Origin of the sequence: Gimesia sp., assembly GCF_040219335.1 — a bacterium.
Lineage (GTDB): Bacteria > Planctomycetota > Planctomycetia > Planctomycetales > Planctomycetaceae > Gimesia.
The window spans coordinates 252028-270626 of sequence record NZ_JAVJSQ010000004.1 but is presented as its reverse complement, the minus strand read 5'-3'; the positions used below and the strand labels follow the sequence as shown (position 1 = coordinate 270626).

The 18599-nt window shown below is 49.1% G+C and carries 12 protein-coding genes; 6 read left to right on the top strand and 6 right to left on the bottom strand.

The genetic code is table 11. The annotated features are described in order from the left end of the window. Positions 1 to 160: 160 nt before the first annotated feature. Positions 161 to 1120, bottom strand: a complete 960-nt coding sequence (locus tag RID21_RS02130; RefSeq protein ID WP_350186962.1) for a PhoH family protein — start codon at positions 1118 to 1120, stop codon at positions 161 to 163. 598 nt (positions 1121 to 1718) lie between these two features. On the opposite strand from RID21_RS02130, the gene RID21_RS02125 reads away from it, so the two are divergent. Together RID21_RS02125 and RID21_RS02120 are read left to right on the top strand one after the other, a co-directional pair. Further along, on the top strand, positions 1719 to 3650 hold the full coding sequence (locus RID21_RS02125) for an ExeA family protein (RefSeq protein ID WP_350186961.1): 1932 nt from the start codon (positions 1719 to 1721) through the stop codon (positions 3648 to 3650). Positions 3651 to 3908: 258 nt separating this feature from the next. Then, complete coding sequence (locus tag RID21_RS02120; RefSeq protein WP_350186960.1) at positions 3909 to 5261, top strand: LysM peptidoglycan-binding domain-containing protein; 1353 nt, start codon at positions 3909 to 3911, stop codon at positions 5259 to 5261. Positions 5262 to 5269: 8 nt separating this feature from the next. On the opposite strand, the gene RID21_RS02115 is transcribed toward RID21_RS02120, so the two are convergent. From RID21_RS02115 to glgB, 3 genes are all read right to left on the bottom strand, one after another. Beyond that, positions 5270 to 6037, bottom strand: a complete 768-nt coding sequence (locus tag RID21_RS02115) for an MBL fold metallo-hydrolase (protein WP_350187287.1) — start codon at positions 6035 to 6037, stop codon at positions 5270 to 5272. Between the two features lie 80 nt (positions 6038 to 6117). Next, complete coding sequence (locus tag RID21_RS02110; RefSeq protein WP_350186959.1) at positions 6118 to 7413, bottom strand: DUF1444 family protein; 1296 nt, start codon at positions 7411 to 7413, stop codon at positions 6118 to 6120. 617 nt (positions 7414 to 8030) lie between these two features. Next, positions 8031 to 10100: a 1,4-alpha-glucan branching protein GlgB gene (gene glgB / locus RID21_RS02105; RefSeq protein WP_502892604.1), complete on the bottom strand. Its 2070-nt coding sequence runs from the start codon at positions 10098 to 10100 to the stop codon at positions 8031 to 8033. A gap of 514 nt (positions 10101 to 10614) precedes the next feature. On the opposite strand from glgB, the gene RID21_RS02100 reads away from it, so the two are divergent. The 4 genes from RID21_RS02100 to hemG all read left to right on the top strand — a co-directional run bounded on the left by RID21_RS02100 (position 10615) and on the right by hemG (position 15069). Continuing rightward, positions 10615 to 11412, top strand: a complete 798-nt coding sequence (locus RID21_RS02100) for a hypothetical protein (protein ID WP_350186957.1) — start codon at positions 10615 to 10617, stop codon at positions 11410 to 11412. A 96-nt stretch (positions 11413 to 11508) separates the two neighbouring features. Next, positions 11509 to 12339 carry a uroporphyrinogen-III synthase gene (locus RID21_RS02095; protein WP_350186956.1) on the top strand — a complete coding sequence of 277 codons (831 nt, stop codon included), beginning with the start codon at positions 11509 to 11511 and terminating at the stop codon, positions 12337 to 12339. Positions 12340 to 12465: 126 nt separating this feature from the next. After that, positions 12466 to 13524: a uroporphyrinogen decarboxylase gene (hemE, locus tag RID21_RS02090; RefSeq protein ID WP_350186955.1), complete on the top strand. Its 1059-nt coding sequence runs from the start codon at positions 12466 to 12468 to the stop codon at positions 13522 to 13524. Between the two features lie 54 nt (positions 13525 to 13578). Beyond that, positions 13579 to 15069, top strand: coding sequence for a protoporphyrinogen oxidase (gene hemG / locus RID21_RS02085; RefSeq protein ID WP_350186954.1), 1491 nt, complete (start codon positions 13579 to 13581; stop codon positions 15067 to 15069). Here hemG and RID21_RS02080 read toward each other — a convergent pair. Together RID21_RS02080 and RID21_RS02075 are read right to left on the bottom strand one after the other, a co-directional pair. After that, on the bottom strand, positions 15038 to 16753 hold the full coding sequence (locus RID21_RS02080) for an arylsulfatase (protein WP_350186953.1): 1716 nt from the start codon (positions 16751 to 16753) through the stop codon (positions 15038 to 15040). The genes hemG and RID21_RS02080 overlap by 32 nt on opposite strands. 204 nt (positions 16754 to 16957) lie before the next feature. Further along, positions 16958 to 18388, bottom strand: coding sequence for a DUF1598 domain-containing protein (locus RID21_RS02075; protein ID WP_350186952.1), 1431 nt, complete (start codon positions 18386 to 18388; stop codon positions 16958 to 16960). Between the last annotated feature and the right edge of the window lie 211 nt (positions 18389 to 18599).

Below are 18599 nucleotides of genomic sequence, written 5' to 3'. Positions count from 1 at the left end.
TGCTCAGTAATTCGCGCAGCCTCGAACTTAATTTGGAAGAATCACGCAAACTGGCAGCAAGCGCCGTTCGGGATCTTTTAGGACCAAAAAAAGCCATGGAAGCAACCTGAGTCGTTCGTAAAGATGAGATTAAGTTAAGAAAACGTGGTCAGAATCGGTATCAGGAGATGTCTTCGTTCTGGTAAGCCTTGACAATTTCGCCTACCAGCCGATGACGCACAATGTCTTCATTCTTTAGCTGGGTAAGTCCGACGCCTTTTATGTTTCGCAGGCGATTGATGGCATCCGTCATGCCACATGAGACATCGGGGGGCAAGTCGATCTGAGAGACGTCGCCTGTGACCACAATTTTGGATCCCATTCCCATCCGGGTCAGGAACATTTTCATCTGGGTCACTGTAGTGTTTTGAGCTTCGTCCATAATGATAAATGTGTTGTCCAGAGTACGACCACGCATAAATGCCAGCGGCACGACTTCAACGATATCATTTTCCATGTAACGACTGACCTGCTCATAGTCGAGCAGACTGCCCAGAGCATCCAGGAGTGGACGTAAGAATGGATTGACCTTGGCCAGCATGTCGCCCGGAAGGAATCCCAGCTTTTCACCAGCTTCGACCGCCGGTCGTACCAGCACGATCTTGCGGACCTGTTCCGTGCGGAGGGCGTTAATAGCCATCGCGACCGCCAGGAAAGTTTTACCGCACCCTGCTGGACCTGTGCAAAAAACCAGGTCGTGTTCCAGGATTGACTTAATGTATTCAGACTGCCCTGGAGTTCGTGGATGTACCTTTCGGGACTTTTCATAGAGATCAATCGCCGAAGGCGTCGAGTCCGGGGTCTGTTTTTCTTGCTTGCTGCTCGGGTTTCCACCAAACAGAGCTGTTTGTACCTGCTCATTTTTGAGCTGTCCGGTCTTTTCGATGATGGCTTTCAACTCGGAAAAGATGCGAAGTGATTTCTGAAGTTGCGAATCATCGCCGATGATTCGTAATTCGTCGCCTCGATGAACGACGTTCACCCCCAGTGCATCCTGAATCTGTCTGATGTGACAATCATGGGTTCCCAGCAGGACCGGGATCTGATCAGGATCAGAGAAAGAAAGTGTGGCTTCTGACATCAGAAATTCTACGAGTGCCTCCTGAGATGAGGAATAAAACAATTCAGAGCTTGGAAATAATGACAGGTATTTTTGAATTTCGCTACACTGAAATCGCTAAAACTGCAATTAAATCAGAGACCGGAATACAAAGGAAAAGGGCCTCTGTTTCGAGCATGTTATAAAGTCTACTCCAGCAAACTGGGAAGAAAAAGGAGAGAGTTACGTATAATTGCTTACGTTTTCATAAAATATTACCAGGAAAAAACTTACATTCTTGTGAAATTGTCGTCAACTCAGAGTTTTCCAGTGGCTGGATATTGGAATTGAGGCGCATGTCCTTCGGGAACCTCTGAGGCACATAAAAGGTAAAATTACCCATTCTTCACAATCGGAATATTTCCGATTTTCAATACCAGTGAGTGTCAAGATCTAGCGTTTGGGTAATGCGCCGCTGTGACCCTGCTCAGATGCTGCCGATTGTAATGGTAATGTTCAAGAAGTGGGGGGGGCCTGTTCGATGAATTCTCCATAGGACGCGGGACCGGTAATGTCAGGATGCGCTTCAGGTTCTGAGTGTCCTTTTCTTGAGTCAAAATCATCCAGAAGGCAATCGGAAATGTACGAAACATTCTTTGGGTTCAAGGATCGACCCTTTAGCGTTTCACCCTCCCCTGCATGTTTTTTCAAGGCAGCGGAACACCAGAATGTACTGGACGAAATCCAGGTAACGATTTCCAGCTTAAATGGAATTACGATTCTTACCGGCGATGCGGGAACTGGAAAAACGGCAATTTGCCGGCAGTTGATTAATCGACTTGAGGATCAGTTCCAGATTCAGTTTCTGGAGCACTGCAATTTTCCGACAGTCCGGGCTTTACTGCAGACTCTGCTGTATGGCCTGACTGACTGTTATGAAAAAATCAGCGAGCAGGAATTACGGCTGGCTTTGACCGCAGAAATCCGTTCCTCATTTCTGGTTCATGGACAGCCATTACTGGTGATTGTCGATGAAGCTCATTTGCTGGGTACTTCCTTTCTGGAAGAATTACGGGTTCTGTCAGATATCGCCTTTGACGGAAAGCCTGCTGTACAACTACTGCTTTCCGGACAGACGGTGCTGGAAGAGACGCTCATCCAGCCAGCGCTGTCTTCGTTAAACCAGAGAATTGGATGCCAGACCTATCTGGACCGAATGACTCGACAGGAATCTGAAGAATACATCGAATACCGCATCAATCGCGTTTCAACTCAGAACAAACGTTGTTTTTCTGTCGAAGCAGTCAAGTTTATTACTCACGTAAGTGACGGGTTGCCCCGCTGTCTGAATCAAATCTGCGATCACAGCCTGATGCTGGCCTATATGCAGGATGTTCAAGAAGTTGATGAGGCGATTGCCCGTGAAGCTTTTGCAGACTTGCAGCAATTACCTCTTCACTGGAATGATCCCCTGCCGGTTCCTTCACCCCTCGAAGAAATGCGCAAAAAAGAAGCACGCACAGAGCTGGATCAGTTCATTGATGATGATGCTCTAATGGAGCATGACATTGACGAGTCGATTGAGGAACGACTCCATCAACTTGTAGATGAACCCTCGGAGATATTTGAAGAACTGTCAATCGATGAAGAGAGCGCTTCGACCGAGGACCCGTTCTCGTTTGGTGAAGGATTAGAAGCGATCGAGATTGGCAGAGAGGCCGTATCTTCTCAGGAGCCTGTTGAAACGACCACAGAAATGGACTTGGAGTTTAATTCTCCGGTTGAAAATCAGGAACCGTTGTCCGAAGCAGATTTAACCCCGGTTCTCTCAGCAGTGACAGAAACATACGGCGATTTTGTAGATGTTGTCGATCGATATGCTGCCATCGATGCCGGATTCGATCCTGCGTCTCTGTTTGGTGAAAAACATCAGAGTTTTGAGTCCACGACATCCGTCTTTCAGTTGCGTGCGCCTCAATTCCAGTATGCACCACAACATCAGGCTCAGGGAGTATCTGACATAGAGTCGCTGAAGCTGCCAACTCAAGAATCTGAGAGTGATCTTGGACATACCGTTGAGTTTTCCGCGGGAAATCCCCTTGAGCAGAATGAAACTTCTGAATTGGAATTTGAAGAAGCGGAACTGAATAAACTGGAGCCCGACGTGTTCCAGGAACTTGCTGCAGAGGCTTCACGCGGTGAGGGCTCTTTTGAGGAACTGTTGGCTGCCCAGGTTTATGAAGTCTGCTCGGAAACTCGTAAGGGCCTGCTCAATGCGCTGAATGAGATTCGGAATTATTCGGTACCTGAAGAAACCGATCCTGCAGACGTATATGATATCGTTCAGCCTGAGACGGAAGAGATCTCAGCCGTTTCGGCTTATCCAGCGTGGGGCAATGACTTGCAGCACGACGGTCAGGTTGAAACTTCATCAAAAACCTCTGTTCGACTGGATTCCCCCACAACAGAAAAATCAGAGTCATCTGCAACTGCCCATCTGCGAGGCCCTGCTCTGGGCAGGTATAAGAATCTATTCAGCCGGTTGAGACGCAAACAGGAGTCGCATTCCTGATCAGAGGTGTAGTCTTCCCCAAGAGGAGATGGCACGTCAAAGTCACACTCTTTTTGCCGGTCAATTTAATCACTACAGCCTGATCAACTGATGGGGCTGTTCTGACCGTTCTCCGTATTTTCAGCATGATCCACTCAAGTGTGATACTGGAAGCAGGATCTTCCTGCGCAGAGCCGATCTGCTCAATTTCTGATTTTCTTTTAAAGAACTTCGCCCGATACGCATTACTACACTGCGTTTATTCGAGGCGAGGTTCTAATGCATCAAGATAAAAAAGTCGGTTTAGCTTTAGCGTTACTGGTAATTGGTTTCGTTGGCGCATTTTGTCTGCGCCAGGAAAAGAATACCACAGTTGAGATTCCAGAACTTAATGACCCCCACTATCTGGATGAACAGATCGCTGATAAAGATCGAACGCCCTATCTGGGGCCCTCGGCTAAGGACCCACTGGAAACTCAATTGGGAAGTGAGCAGACTCTGACCGGAAATTCGGACTCGCCTCGGCCCACCAAAGAAACAGGAGTTTCTGTCCCAACTATTTCTCATACAAAACCAGGGGGGCAGGCTAAGACCGGCAACGCTGAACGCTGGGGAGAAATGCCTGATTTTTTGAAAGAGATCGAACTTCCGGAAGAAGAGGTTACGATTGAGAATCAGTTTACCAGTTCAGATCTTTCAGATGATCAATTTGAACCCAACAAGAATCAAACATTCACACAACCGCAGGCTCCTGATTCAACGCAAGGTTCAGAATCTCTCAAGAACGAAACGCGTAAACCCGCGCACAATAATGCCTGGGATGTGAATCCGCCTCAGAGAAATCCAGAGCCAGCAAACAGTGGCGAGAGACAACCGTTGCAGTATCGAGTTCATACTGTGCGATCGGGCGAAACTCTGTCTGAAATTTCGATTCGCTACCTGGGAACTAGCCGGAAATATCGGGAAATATTCAATATCAATCGCGATCAGCTTCGTAGTCCTAACGACATTCGTGAAGGGATGAAATTACGGATTCCCGTTTACCCGACTTTCGAAATGAAGCCACAGTCAGCAGCTCGGCAAACTAATACTGGAACTTCTGCTGTTTCAGGGAAACGAACAGTGGGGCAGATGGTTTCTCAGCCCAAACTCAAATCAGAGAATGGCTCGGTTCAGTTTGAAGGGCTGATCGAGTCACTGTCTCAGTCAACAGAAAAAGGAACTCCCGATGCACAGGATGTCGGGAAAGCTGTTCAGCAACTCGAAGATTCAGCGGGGATGAATTCAATTCCTGACAGTTACCGTAAATTCATTCCAGTCCCCCGCTCTCCTCTGACACCTCGGACCACAGAAAAGGGAACTCGCACCGGGCATTCACTTTCTCAAGTTCAGCCTGAAAATGTGGATGATATTGAAGAAGATCTGTTTGACCGTCTACCGGATGCGTCTAAAAGCAGCACTCAAGGCGAACAAGCGAAGACCTATGTAATTCAGAAGGGAGATACACTGGAGTCAATCGCTCTGCGGATTTATGGTAAACGTTCCGCTGCGTTCCAGATCTACCAGAAAAACCGTGATCTACTGAAGAATGCAAATTACATCATGCCGGGAATGAAGCTCCAGCTTCCGTAACTGGAGAATCACTTCGTCCCAGTTAAAGGTAATGACAGACCATCGAATGCCAGTTCGACATGCTCAGGCAGGCTGGCGTTCGTTTCTTCATGCTCTAGCGAGTGCGAGATATGCGTGAAGTAAGCGCGTCTGGGTTTAACCCTCTCAACGACTTCCAACCCCTGTTCCAGATTAAAGTGTGTGGGGTGTGGTTTGATTCTTAAGGCATCGATAATCAGGTACTCCAGACCTTCCAGGTACTGCCAGCTTTCCTCCGGAATATGACTTACATCGGTACAGAAAGCGATGTCATTAATCCTGTATCCCAGGATTGGCAGTGTGCCATGCATCAGTCGGATAGGTTGAATTCTCAAGCCCAGGAGGTCAAAAGATTCCAGGGTGACACGTTGGAAATCCAGCCTTGGCCTCGACATGTGGTGAAGATTGTGGGTAGGTTCTTCAAAAGCATAGTTGAAAGAACGGCGAATCTGTTGTTCCACGATTTCTTCACAGTGGAGCGTAACCGATTTTTCCAGTCGATAACCGCTGATCCTGACATCATCCAGACCGAATAGATGGTCGGCATGGCTATGAGTATAGAGTACCGCGTGAACCCAGGGGATATTTTCCCGTAACATTTGCAGTCTTAGCTCAGGTGGCGTGTCTATTAAAAAGCCACCTTCAGGAGCGCCAATATATACAGAGGTGCGTCCTCTGTGGTTCTTCGGATTGGGGGATGTGCAGACTTCACAGTCGCAGCCAACGATAGGAATTCCTACGCTGGTTCCCGTTCCCATTGTGATGAATTCACCCGGTCTCTCGGAGAAGATATTTGATTCCTGTTGCATTACTCTTTCATCACTTTAGAAATCCAGAATCAGCCTACACCGCAATATTCGCTGACTCCATCCGCAGTGACAACCAGTAACTGATCCGTAAGCGGGTGGTCCATTTTCAAATAATCACAGGCAATATTGTGCTGAATTTTTTCTATTATCTGTGACTCACTTAAGCTGAGCGCCAGCAGAAAGTCACGGTTGGGGACCCCGGCCAGAAATTCGCTTCCCAGAAACCGGCGTGCCTGCTGATAAAAGCCCCGACTCAGTACCTGAGATGCATTATAAGCATCAGGTTTACTTTGAATGATCATGTCTGGCCCGTCTTCCCGGGACATGCAGATTAACTCAATTTGGTGATACTCGAAATATCGGTCCAGGTTTGTCAGGGCCAACTCATGAATTTCTTCACAGTTGATTCCCCACTTTTCCAGCAGCTTCTCATGAATATACCAGTACGCGTTTGATTCGTCGACCACATACAGGATGGCGAGATTCGCAATCCAGTTCTCCCCGACAAAATTGGGAAAATGGTTCTGCCAGGAGTCTCGGGATAACAGGATCGGCATGATTCGATCCCGCACCTGTTCAAATTCCGGTTCCGTTTGATCAGTTCCCCATTCATTGATCTGCAGAATCGTGGCGAGGGCTGTCGTGATATTTTTCTCGAATTCAGATCGAGAATTCAGATAGGCTCGATAAAAATTGCTCAGATTCAACTCTGCTTCACCAAATTTGAGCCGGAACCCCGGTAATAAATGTGAAGAAATCAGTGGGAACTTAGCTTCTGCCAGAGTCAGGACTTCCTGTGCAAATAGTTCTGGAGGATGTGCAGGATCGAGAGTAATCTGAATCGAGTGTAAGATTTGCTGTACGATTTTAAAATGTTCGTCTTTGTAGCGTGGATCATAAAAATAGGTGACTACCATCTGAATCGAGCGCTCTCGTATCAACCACAGGTTCCAGAACTGCCAGTTCTGGGGAAAACCGGGGATCCGCGACACCAGGTTTTGCCACCAGTTCCGTTTTTTTTGAATGATGGCTTCACCAGAATAGGCACTCGATTCATGTTCGATTGCTAATGGGGTGCGCTGCTGGATATTGCGATGCCTGACGAACAGTTGATCGAAATCCATTTCCATGCCAGCAACTGTAGAAGTCTGAGGCAGGACTGATTTCCAGTGACAGCTGATTGTAAGAGTGGACTCACCTTCCGGGGGGCTGAGTTGCAGAATCCCATCTTTCTCATCTTTAACCCAGTCGCCAGGATAGGACAGTGAATACCAGCACGCAGGTCCCGTGTAACGCGCCCATTCTTGAAATTCTAAGTCAGACAAGAAATCACCATCAGCACAAGAAATGACTCTGACTGGACCAGTCGAGGGATTATGCAAACATAGATCCTCAGCAAGTCCCTGATTCTTTTATTCAACCAATATAGTAGACGATTGCCCGGAATAACTCTATCTGAATCTTTGGCAGCACATTTGATAACCATCTGCTGTGTATCTAAGCAGCAAAATGCCTTCGAGGAGGGCAGATTTGGAGTTTGGAGGGTGGTTGTAAAAAAGGGGGATATTATTTTTGTGTTGTAAGTCACGATAGAGTATGGACTTATGGAAATGTGAATGAGATGGGGTTGTCGCTGGTACGGTGTTTGCTTTGTTACCAGCTACAGAGTGAGGAAACGAGCAACTTCCTCACTCTGACTTGAACTTCACCAAAGGATACGCTGCTGGGGAGTATAGCCGAACTTTCCCTCGTTGGGACTGTTTGGGCGAGCGCCTATACACTCAGCGGCGTCCTTTTTTTATCAGCATGCAAAACGTGCTGATAAGTTCAATATCATAGAATGGTGGAACCGCAATTTCCACCCTTTTCTTCGCAGAATTTCTCGATCTGCACGGGTACTAGACGATGTTCAGTACCATCTGGAATCCCCAAAACACTTACTCTACTTCGTGTCTGGTTTTATTTTCTTCTGCGGTGCTGCTACCGGTTTCATAATCAGCAATGCCAGGGGGGGCAAATTCAACGTGATACTGTTGTTCTTGCCATGACTGCTGATTTTCTCGCTATAGCCCCCACCTGCATTTCCGATATTGGAACCACCGTAAATCTTTGCATCGCTATTTATGATTTCATGGTAGTAACCCGCTTTGGGGACCCCGATTCGATAGCCTTCCCTTGGCACAGGTGTGAAGTTAGCAATCACAATGACGTGCTCCTCATCATCTGTCGAATTTCGCTGGAATGCAAACACGCTGTTCTTCGAGTCATCACACTGGAGCCAGGAGAATCCTTCCTGAGAAAAATCAGTTTCATATAGAGGTTTTTCGGTACGGTATAAGTAGTTCAGGTCGCCGATCAAGCGACGAATTCCATCGTGTTTTTCGTGACCGATCAGTTTCCAGTCAAGTTCGTTATCATGATTCCATTCGGTCCACTGTGCCAGTTCTCCCCCCATGAAGAGTAGTTTTTTGCCTGGCATTGTGTATTGATATCCGTACAACAGTCTTAAATTTGCGAATTGTTGCCACAGATCGCCCGGCATCTGGGATAGCAGGGAACGCTTACCGTGTACCACTTCATCGTGAGATAAAGGCAGTACAAAGTTTTCTGTAAAGGCATAGATCATGCGAAAAGAAAGTTCGCCCTGGTGATGTGATCGATAAATCGGATCGAAATGCATGTAACGCAAGGTGTCGTTCATCCAGCCCATATCCCATTTCATGCTGAATCCCAGTCCTCCATTATAAACCGGGTGCGATACACCGCCCCAGGATGTAGATTCTTCGGCAATCGTGAGAATTCCCGGATAGGCTCCGTGCAGGCTGATATTTGCGTCCTTCAGGAACTGAATTGCTTCCAGATTTTCACGGCCTCCACTGGGATTGGGAACCCACTCCCCTTCCTCTCGTGAATAGTCCAGATACAGCATTGAGGCAACGGCATCTACGCGGAGACCGTCAAAGTGATACTTATCAATCCAGAAATGGGCACTCGACAACAGAAAATCGCGAACTTCGTTCCGCCCGTAATTAAAAATGTAGGTCCCCCAGTCGGGGTGGAACCCTTTGCGAGGGTCTGCATGTTCGTATATGCAGGTGCCGTCGAAACGGCCGAGGGAGTGACCATCTGTGGGAAAATGGCCGGGAACCCAGTCGAACAGTACACCGACTCCCGCCTGATGGCAGTAATCTACGAAATACATCAGGTCATGTGGGGTGCCGAATCGGCTGGTTGGCGCGAAATAACCGGTCGTCTGATAGCCCCAGGATCCATCAAACGGGTGCTCTGTGACAGGCATCAGCTGAATGTGGGTGTAGCCCATCTGATGCACATAATCGACCAGTTCCTTGGCCAACTCCCGGTAAGAAAAGAACTGACGCCCGTCTTTGGGGCGTTTCCAGGAACCCAAATGGACTTCATAAATTGAAACAGGTTCATTATGCCAGTTGGTCTCCTGGCGTTTCCGTAACCACTGCTGGTCCTGCCAGGGGAAGTTTTCGATATCATAAACGATCGAAGCAGTCTTGGGGCGTAGTTCGGAGTAAAAAGCGTAGGGATCGCTCTTTTCAAAGAACTCCCCGTTCTGACCTCGCAGACTGAATTTATAAGCGTCTCCCTGCCCTACCTCGGGAAGAAACCCCGACCAGACTCCTGCATCACTGGAGTTAAGGTGATTTTCTCCATGTTTCCAGTGGTTGCGATCACAAATCACACAGACTTCCTGTGCATTTGGTGCCCAGACAGCGAAGCGTGTGCCTTTAATTCCATTAACTTCGTCGGGGTGAGCTCCCATTGATTGGTACATGGTGCAATGCATTCCTGTCTTTAGTGCGTGAAGTTCGGCGGAAGTAAATAATGGTCGACGAGTCTGAATCTTATTGTGCAGGCTTTGGGGCCGCCACGGAACATTGGGGCGGTTTTGGTTTGTTTCAGGATGAAAAGATTGGCTCATTTTGATCTGTTTTAAAGGTCTGTATTCAGTGTCTGATGGTACAGTCGGCCTCTGCGCCATCATAATTGGTAAGCCCATTATAACAAGATTTCGGTTAGATTGTTACTGATCCTTGATGGGGTTTTACCGCGTTCTTTCTGCATCTCCGGGAACAGTATTCAGTAATCTGTTAAATTAAACCGATCATGAGGGTTTTGGTGATTGGGCAATTCGCGGCGATCAGGATGGATAATATATTCAAGCGGGCTGCAACATGTTCTAAATTTCAAAAACCGGCAAGCTTTACTCAAGTGGACCATCGGCAGGTAATCTATAATTACATGTCGTCTTTTTGATAGATCCGTCTGTCAATTGGGGAAATCTGAATTCTAATCAGATCGACTTTGTCGAAGGTTTGCTTTTGTCTATTCATCGCACCACTCTGCTGATCGCCGGGCCACTTGGTCTGGTCGCCGGATTTTACCTTCTGGTATTTTCTGGTACAGAGGAGAACCGCGCACTGGCAAATGTCGTTCGCCTCAGCCCACCAGAATCCTGGCAAGCCCTACCGGATAGACCTTCTGAATCAGTACCCTTGCAGCTTCAGACGGCTTGCGAGTTGCAGGCGCAGTCAATTCAGAAACGCATTTCCTTACCGACCAATCGTCTAATCATCGCACCTTATGTTCTGATTGGCGATTATGAGGTCACGACTCTTGATGCACTTTACCGCAAAGCGATCCAGCCGACGGAATACGCACTGAATGTCTCATATTTTGACACGAAACCAGATCAACCTGTCACAATTGTTGCTCTTTCCAGCCAGGAACGGTATCAGCAGGTCGCTCGCGATCTGGATCAGCGGCAGACCGGATCTTATTATGGTTACTTTATCGCTGATGAGTTGCGGATTGTCTTGAACTTGACTACAGGAAGCGGAACTTTGGGGCATGAATTGACCCACGCACTGGCCGAGGTCGATTATCCTGACATGCCAGAATGGTTCGATGAAGGGCTCGCTTCGCTACATGAGCAGTGTGAGTTTTCCGACCAGGGGAATCGACTTTTGGGGACGACTAACTGGAGGGTTCAGATCCTGTTATCCGCCCTTGAGCGAAATCAGCTTCCACCTCTCAATGATCTGGTAATCCAGGCCAGAATTCGAACGGATCGGGAAGCTCTGACATATGCTTACGCTCGTTGTTTCTGTCTGTATCTGCAACAAAAGAATCTCCTCTCCCCATTCTATCGCAAACTCAGAAAGAATCAGGCTTCTGACCCCACAGGCCGACTGACCTTGTGTCAGATTCTGAATGTGGATGATCTCTCTACAGTTGATGCAGATTTTCGTGAGTGGCTGGGCTCCTGTCGCCGAAATACAGGTTCTCTCTAAGAAACTGCAAATCGGTCATTCAATGTCTCTGCTGCGCGCTCTATAATAACGACACAGCCACCCTCTTTTGATTACGTTTACAGTGAAACTCGCTCTATGAATGCTACCAGTTTACGCGTCTGTAGTTTTGAAAGTCGAAAACAGGACGCCATGCAGGCTCTGATCGAACGCAATCAGGGGATTCCCACTCTGGTGCACTCCATGGATGAAATACCATTGGAAGACAATGCGCAGGTTAAATCATTTTGCGAACGGTTGTTTCGTGGTGAAATCGATGTGATTGTCTTTCTGACCGGAGTCGGAGCTACTGCTCTGCTACAGGCTGCAGAGGCATATTATCCCCGGGAACGGGTTCTCGACGCTTTGCGAAAAACAATAGTTACAGTGCGCGGACCTAAGCCAACTGTTGTACTTCGCAACTGGGAAGTTCCCATTCATTATTCCGCCCCGGAACCCAATACCTGGCACGAAATTATTTCGATCTGGAACGAAAAAGAATTCTCCGTTACCGGTAAGCACATTGTCGTTCAGGAATACGGAAAGCCGGTTCAGGAATTTTATGACGAACTCCGTAATCAGGGAGCCCAGGTGACGCCGGTGACCGTATATCGCTGGGCGCTTCCTGAAGATACTTCCGGGCTGCGAAATGCAGTTCATGCAACGATCAGAGGAGAATTTGACATCCTGATGTTCACGAGTGCACAGCAGGTGTCTCATGTTCTGCAGATCGCTGAAGAGGAACAGGTCCGCGATAAATGGCTCGCTGCTGCAGCCAGGGCAATGATCGCTTCAGTCGGTCCCGCCTGCTCCGAGGCCCTGAATCAGGAGGGACTCCCTATCGACTTCGAATCGAGCCCACCTAAAATGGGGCCGCTGGTTAAAGGGGCCTTAGAGTCTGCTCATGAAATCCTGGCCCGGAAAAAATGACTCATCCTGTCTCCTGATCTGATTCCGGAATCGATGCTGCCCTGAATTTCAGAAGACCGACCTACCTGTTAGAATATTCCCACCTGATAGATATTCTCAATACGTTACGTACCGGAAAGAAATAGAATGAATTCGCCGCAGGCTGATACAGCCTATTGTCAAAACAGTCGGTTTATGAAGGCTGTCCGTCGCGAGCCCGTTGATACCACCCCCATCTGGATTATGCGACAGGCAGGACGTTACCTGCCGGAATACATGGAAGTTCGTAATCGGGTCACCTTCATTGAACTCTGTAAAACTCCTGAACTCGCAGCGGAAGTCACTCTCACTGCACAGAGTGTACTGGGGGTTGATGCTGCCATCCTGTTCGCTGATTTACTGCCGATTCTTGAGCCTATGGGTTTGGATCTGGAATATGTCAAAGGCGAAGGCCCAGTCATTCACAATCCAATTCAGGAATCTTCCCAGGTTGATCGTCTGACCGATATCGCTGATATGAACTGCCTGGAATTTGTCTTTGATGCCGTCAAACTGATCCGTGCCGACTTGCCGACAGATATTCCTCTGCTCGGTTTTGCCGGCTGCCCCTTTACCCTGGCGAGCTATGCCATCGAAGGGGGAAGCTCAAAAAATTACCGACGCACCAAGCAGATTATGTATAACGATCCGGTTGCCTGGGATGCCCTGATGAACCGCTTCGTTGACAACCTGATCATCTATCTGCAACGACAGATCACAGCCGGATGCCAGGCCGTGCAGATCTTCGATAGCTGGGCCGGCTGTCTTTCCCCTGAAGATTATCAGCAGTACGTTCAGCCTTATACCGCGAAGCTGGTGGCCGGGGTACAGGATCACGCTCCTGTCATTAACTTCATGACAGGGAACCCCGCTCTGATCCCACTGCAGAAGCAGACCGGCGGTCAGGTCTTTGGGATCGACTGGCGTATTAACCTCGCAGATGCCTGGGAAATTCTTGGTCCGGATGTGGCAGTTCAGGGGAACCTGGATCCGATTGCTCTCTATGCCGATCTGCCGGTTCTCAAGCAGAAAGCAAAGTCCGTCCTCGATGCCGCCGGCGGTCGCAACGGTCATATCTTTAACCTCGGACATGGCGTGATGCCTGATATGAATCCAGACAACGTCAAAGCGCTTGTTGAAATGGTCCATGAACTCGGCTGCAGATAACTGTTTCGCCTGAAATAAGTTCTTTTTGTTGTCCTGTTGATATTGAACGACCTCATGACTGACTCCAATCCTTCAACAGCAGTAAAACGCATCGCCGTGATTGGTGGTGGAGTGACAGGTCTATCTGCTGCACATCGTATTCTGGAACTGGCCGATGAACAGCAGCAGCCTGTGGAAGTGACCCTTTTCGAAGCACAACCTGAATCAGGTGGGTGGATCGGGACTATCGATCAGGGTGATTATCTGATCGATACCGGCGCCGACATGTTCATTACCAACAAGCCTGCAGGTATCAATCTTTGTAAGCGTCTGGGGCTGGTAGATCAGCTGATTTCCACTGATACCCGCTACCGGGGAGCACTCGTATTGAGTCGAGGGTTAACAGTGCCTGTCCCACTCGGGTTCGAACTGATGACCCCCTCGCGCATGCTCCCTATACTGCGTACTCCGTTGCTGAGCTTGTGGGGGAAAATTCGCATGGGACTGGAATACTTTCTGCCCCGTCGGCACAGTTCAAATGGTCTTGACCAGGACGATGAAAGTCTTGCCCATTTCGTAACCCGCCGATTTGGTAAAGAAGCTCTGACGCGACTCGTGCAACCACTGGTAGCTGGTATTTATACCTCCGATCCAGAGAAACTAAGCTTACGGGCGACACTTCCACGCTTCCTGGACATGGAACGGGATCATCGCAGCCTGATCAAAGCCGCCCGGCATCAGAAGAAAGCAGCCCGCTCCCAGTCCGATGCCACAGGTGCCCGTTATGGTCTGTTTGCCGCGTTCAAGGGAGGTATGCAAACGCTGACACGCACTCTGGCGGAGCGTGTCTCCGAGCGGGGAACAATCCTCTTTGAACATTGTGTTACCCATGTTGTGCCCTCAGCGGGGGGGGGATATGAAGTGACCATGGCCTCGAAGGGAACAGCTCAAACACAGCATTTCGACGCCGTTTTAATCGCGGCGCCCACACATCAGGCGGCGAGTATGACCACAGGATTCGCTCCCGAACTCTCCAGCCTGCTTGCGCAGATTGAATACGCATCTACAGCGATTCTCGTTAATATCTATAAGCTCTCAGATATCAAACATCCGCTCCGCGCTTTTGGTCTGGTGATTCCTGCTGCAGAGAAACGCAAAATATTTGCAGTCGCATTCGCCAGTCGCAAGTTTCCTGGTCGAGCGCCGGAAGATTGTATTCAACTTCGTACTTTCATCGGTGGTGCCATGCAATCAGAAATGCTGGAACACACCGATGAGGAACTGCAGGAAATTGTGCGCAGCGAACTCGACGATATCCTGGGACTGCAGGGCAAACCTCTGTTCTCTAAGTTGCTCAGACACAATCAGTCCATGCCCCAGTATCATCTTGGGCATCTGGAACTGGTCGAGCAGATCGAACAACAGGCGTCACGCTATCCAGGGTTGGAACTGGCCGGTAATGCCTATCGTGGTGTTGGCATACCTGATTCGATTCAGAGTGCAGAGGACGCCGCAGAGCGGCTCATGCTTACTCTCACTGCAGACGCATCAGCTCAATCCCCTTAACGTCGATCAGTTCATTGCCTGGCTTTTTGATACCTGTGAGTTTGAGATCGCAGGTGCCTTTTTTCAGTTCCAATGTGCCTAGCTTGAGCTCCGCCCAGTCTTTTCGCTGATAGTTATCTGACTGCTCAACCCGATCCTGGTTTCCTATCTTGGGCGGGTCGTGAGGCTTGGAAATTGTCGCACTCAGACTCTGGTCACCGGTTTCCACGGCAATCTGGCAACCCACATCAGTTTTGGCACAGGTGTATTTCAGAGTTGCTGTATAAGTTCCGGGTGTTAATACTTCCAGGTGCCAGACCGCATTTGCTCCGGTGTCGGTCCAGTCTTCGAGCCAGCTGTTAGCGTAACCATTGTGTCCTTTGCCACTGTAGTTAATCCCCTGCCCGGCTTCCGGTTTCAGAAATGATTCATTTGCCGGCAGAGATGTTGTCGTTGTTTTGGGATGTCCTACAGGAATGGGTATCGGCTCAAAGCCGAGTTCTGATACATCCTGAAACCACTTGCTGTAAGCTGTCTTCAATCGATTTAGAGCCTTCGGGTTCTCTTTAGAGACATCGATTTTCTCTCCCGGGTCTACTTGTATGTCATACAGGCTCCACTTGTTTCGCTCATATGCAGCTCGCCAGCGATCGGTACGCACTGATCCAACGGGAAGCTCCGTTCCCGGAATCGAATTGCGGAACAGACGATCGACAAATAGCATTCGCTCTGGCCATTTCGCTTCAGCAGACTTGGTCAACAGCGGCACAAGGCTTTTGCCATCCACGGGAACTCCAGATGTTGACTCCACGTCACAGAATTCCAGCAGCGTTGGCAGAATGTCAATGTGTGCGGCGATCGGCTTGACGACTGTCCCAGGCTCGATTTTTCCCTGGTACCGTACGAACAGCGGTACGCGAATACCTCCCTCGTGGATCGAGCCCTTGCGACCGCGCATATCACCATTGTACCGATTGCTGTTCGGGCCGTTGTCTGTCAGGAACAGTACAATGGTGTTGTCAGCCAGCTTCAATTCATCCAGGGTTTTGAGTAATCGACCTAGATTTACATCCACACAATCCACCATGGCGTAGGCACAACGTGCTTTGTCATCCAGACCTTTGTCGGCATACTTGTTCCAGTATTTCTCTGGAACGATCCAGGGCGAATGCGGTGCGTTATAAGGGACATAACAGAAGAACGGCTGTTCCTGATTTTGTTTGATGAAATCGATCGCCTTGTCAGTCAGTACATCTGTGATGTAGCCCTCTGATTTAACCGGCTGTCGATTATGTTCCAGGTTCGTGTCGAAATAACTGTTCCAGTGACCTCCACAGAAACCGAAGAACTCGTCAAATCCCTGGCCGTTGGGATGCATCGGATAATGTCGCCCGTTATGCCATTTCCCAAAGGCACCGGTTGCATATCCGTCTGATTTCAGAATCTCAGCAATCGTGACCTCTTCCCCGCGCATGTTCTCGAAACCGCGGGTCACACCGTGCACGCCCGTCCGCAGACTATAGCGTCCCGTCAAGAGTGCGGCTCGAGTCGGGGCACAGACGGGCGAAACAAAGAACCGCTCAAATTGGGCTCCCTGTTGCGCCAGTAGATCCTGGTTTGGCGTCTCAATCAACGGATTATCATGCAGCCGGACGTCCCCCCATCCCTGGTCATCAGTCATAATCAACAGCACATTCGGTTTCACCGCAAAGAGGAGAGCTCCGTTCGACAAAACTATGGAACAGACCAGAAAACAGAATAGAGTCAATAAGGAAGCGCGTCTCATTATGAATTCAGTTTCTTTTAATAGATCGTGTTGATTTCAGTTGGTCAGGCACTAAAGTATCGGCCTGAAGTGTCTGGAGGGTGACGAGAATCAGTTTCAGTAAAACGTATCACATATCGAACGTCAATCCCACCACCAGCGGGATTTCAGGTTGCCTACACCTCGTTGAATAGATTGTTTTCGTTCAGTCAGTGAATTATCCCGCATCGTTACAAACTCAGTCTGACGCAGTAAAGATCGAGCATTGATCGTCACACCACCTCCGACGAGGCAGATCATCAAACGCCCTGCTTTCTTATAATTCATCGCCGTTGGTACTTGTGTGGGAATATTTCCCTGAGGGATCAGATAATCAGATTCAGCAAGAAAGAACCGATGATCCCATCCCACCTGATCGTCGAGTCGTTCTTTCCGGATCAACGCCGCCAGCACAGTGAGGTCGGTGATTGACTGGAGCTCGGCAAATGTGGGGTGCAGGTCTGCCAGTTTTGCGAAATATTTTGTGAACTGCTGCGCATACCGGGTTGTTGAATTTCGGGTCTCTGAAGCTTCTGTTCGCTGTCCCGCCTGGCTAACAAACTCCTCCTGGGACATCATCTGTAAGCGCTGTCCGGAGAGCTGAAATGCATCCCGGTCTGCTGTAGTTGTGAATGCATCATAGAGGGGTGTGAACCACCATCGCTGAGTGCTGTTGCCTCCACCCCGCAGGGTCGCGAGGTGACTTTTGATCTCACGAATTCCCGAGGGCTCCAGGCCAATCGAAATTCGTTTCAACATGTAGTCCGCTTCAACCAGTACCCGAGCATAATGAGAACCTGCCGGCACTCCAGTCACGGTCACGTCCTGCATCCCCAGGATCTGAGCCATGGTGCGGAAACGGCTTACCGCGGTCGCCGTCGAAGAGGCGTTGTTTGTTCTGCGAATATATTCATGCATCCGCGCCAGGTTTTCCTGTTTCGCATCAAACGAACAGCCAGTCACCAGGTCTTGTTCCTGAGATTGCAGTGCCACAACCAGGTCGTCCAGTCGGATCGGTGGCCTCCCTGAATTCACACAGACCACTCGGTTCTGTGCATTCGTTGCAAAGCCCTCTGCCGGGCCAGCGATTACCAGATCATGGTTCTCCCGATCGACAAACAGGTAATCAATTCGCCACAGCCCTGCCAGATATTGCACCTCGGGAGGCAGTGGCTCATTTTTTGTTTTATATTCCTGGCAGACTTTCTCCAACTGCACCAGTGAAACCTTGCGGAACTCCGACTTTTGATTGACGTCTGCAGGTAGAGCCTGGGCCGCCAGGGCTTGTAGCCGTTTCTGGTTCAGTTGCTTGCTGTTCAACGTGATCTGAAACGGCGCCGAAATGACACCTTTCGCATCAATGGTGATCCCACCAGCATTCTGATTGTTGTTCTGGTTATTGGTGTTGTTACCGTTATTGTTGCCTCCGTTATTGGTTTGAGCCAGACTGACTGAAGTGAGGCAGATCGTCAGACAGAGCATTACCCCGAGCCGGTATAGATTTCGTTTGCTTTGTAAGTAAGAGAGGAGTTTCATCGACCAGCGCTTTCCGCCCTGTCAGGGCTGTTCCAGATTGCGGCCCGCAAATTCCAGACGATTTATATTATTCTATCAGTCCAGATACCCCGAAGTCAGACCTGTTTTGTGATTCTTGCCCGGCAGAACCGGATTCGTTTATCGGTCCTTAGTACTGTTGTTGATTCCATTCTGGAAAACGGTACTGGCCAACTCACTTGGGGCAATTACT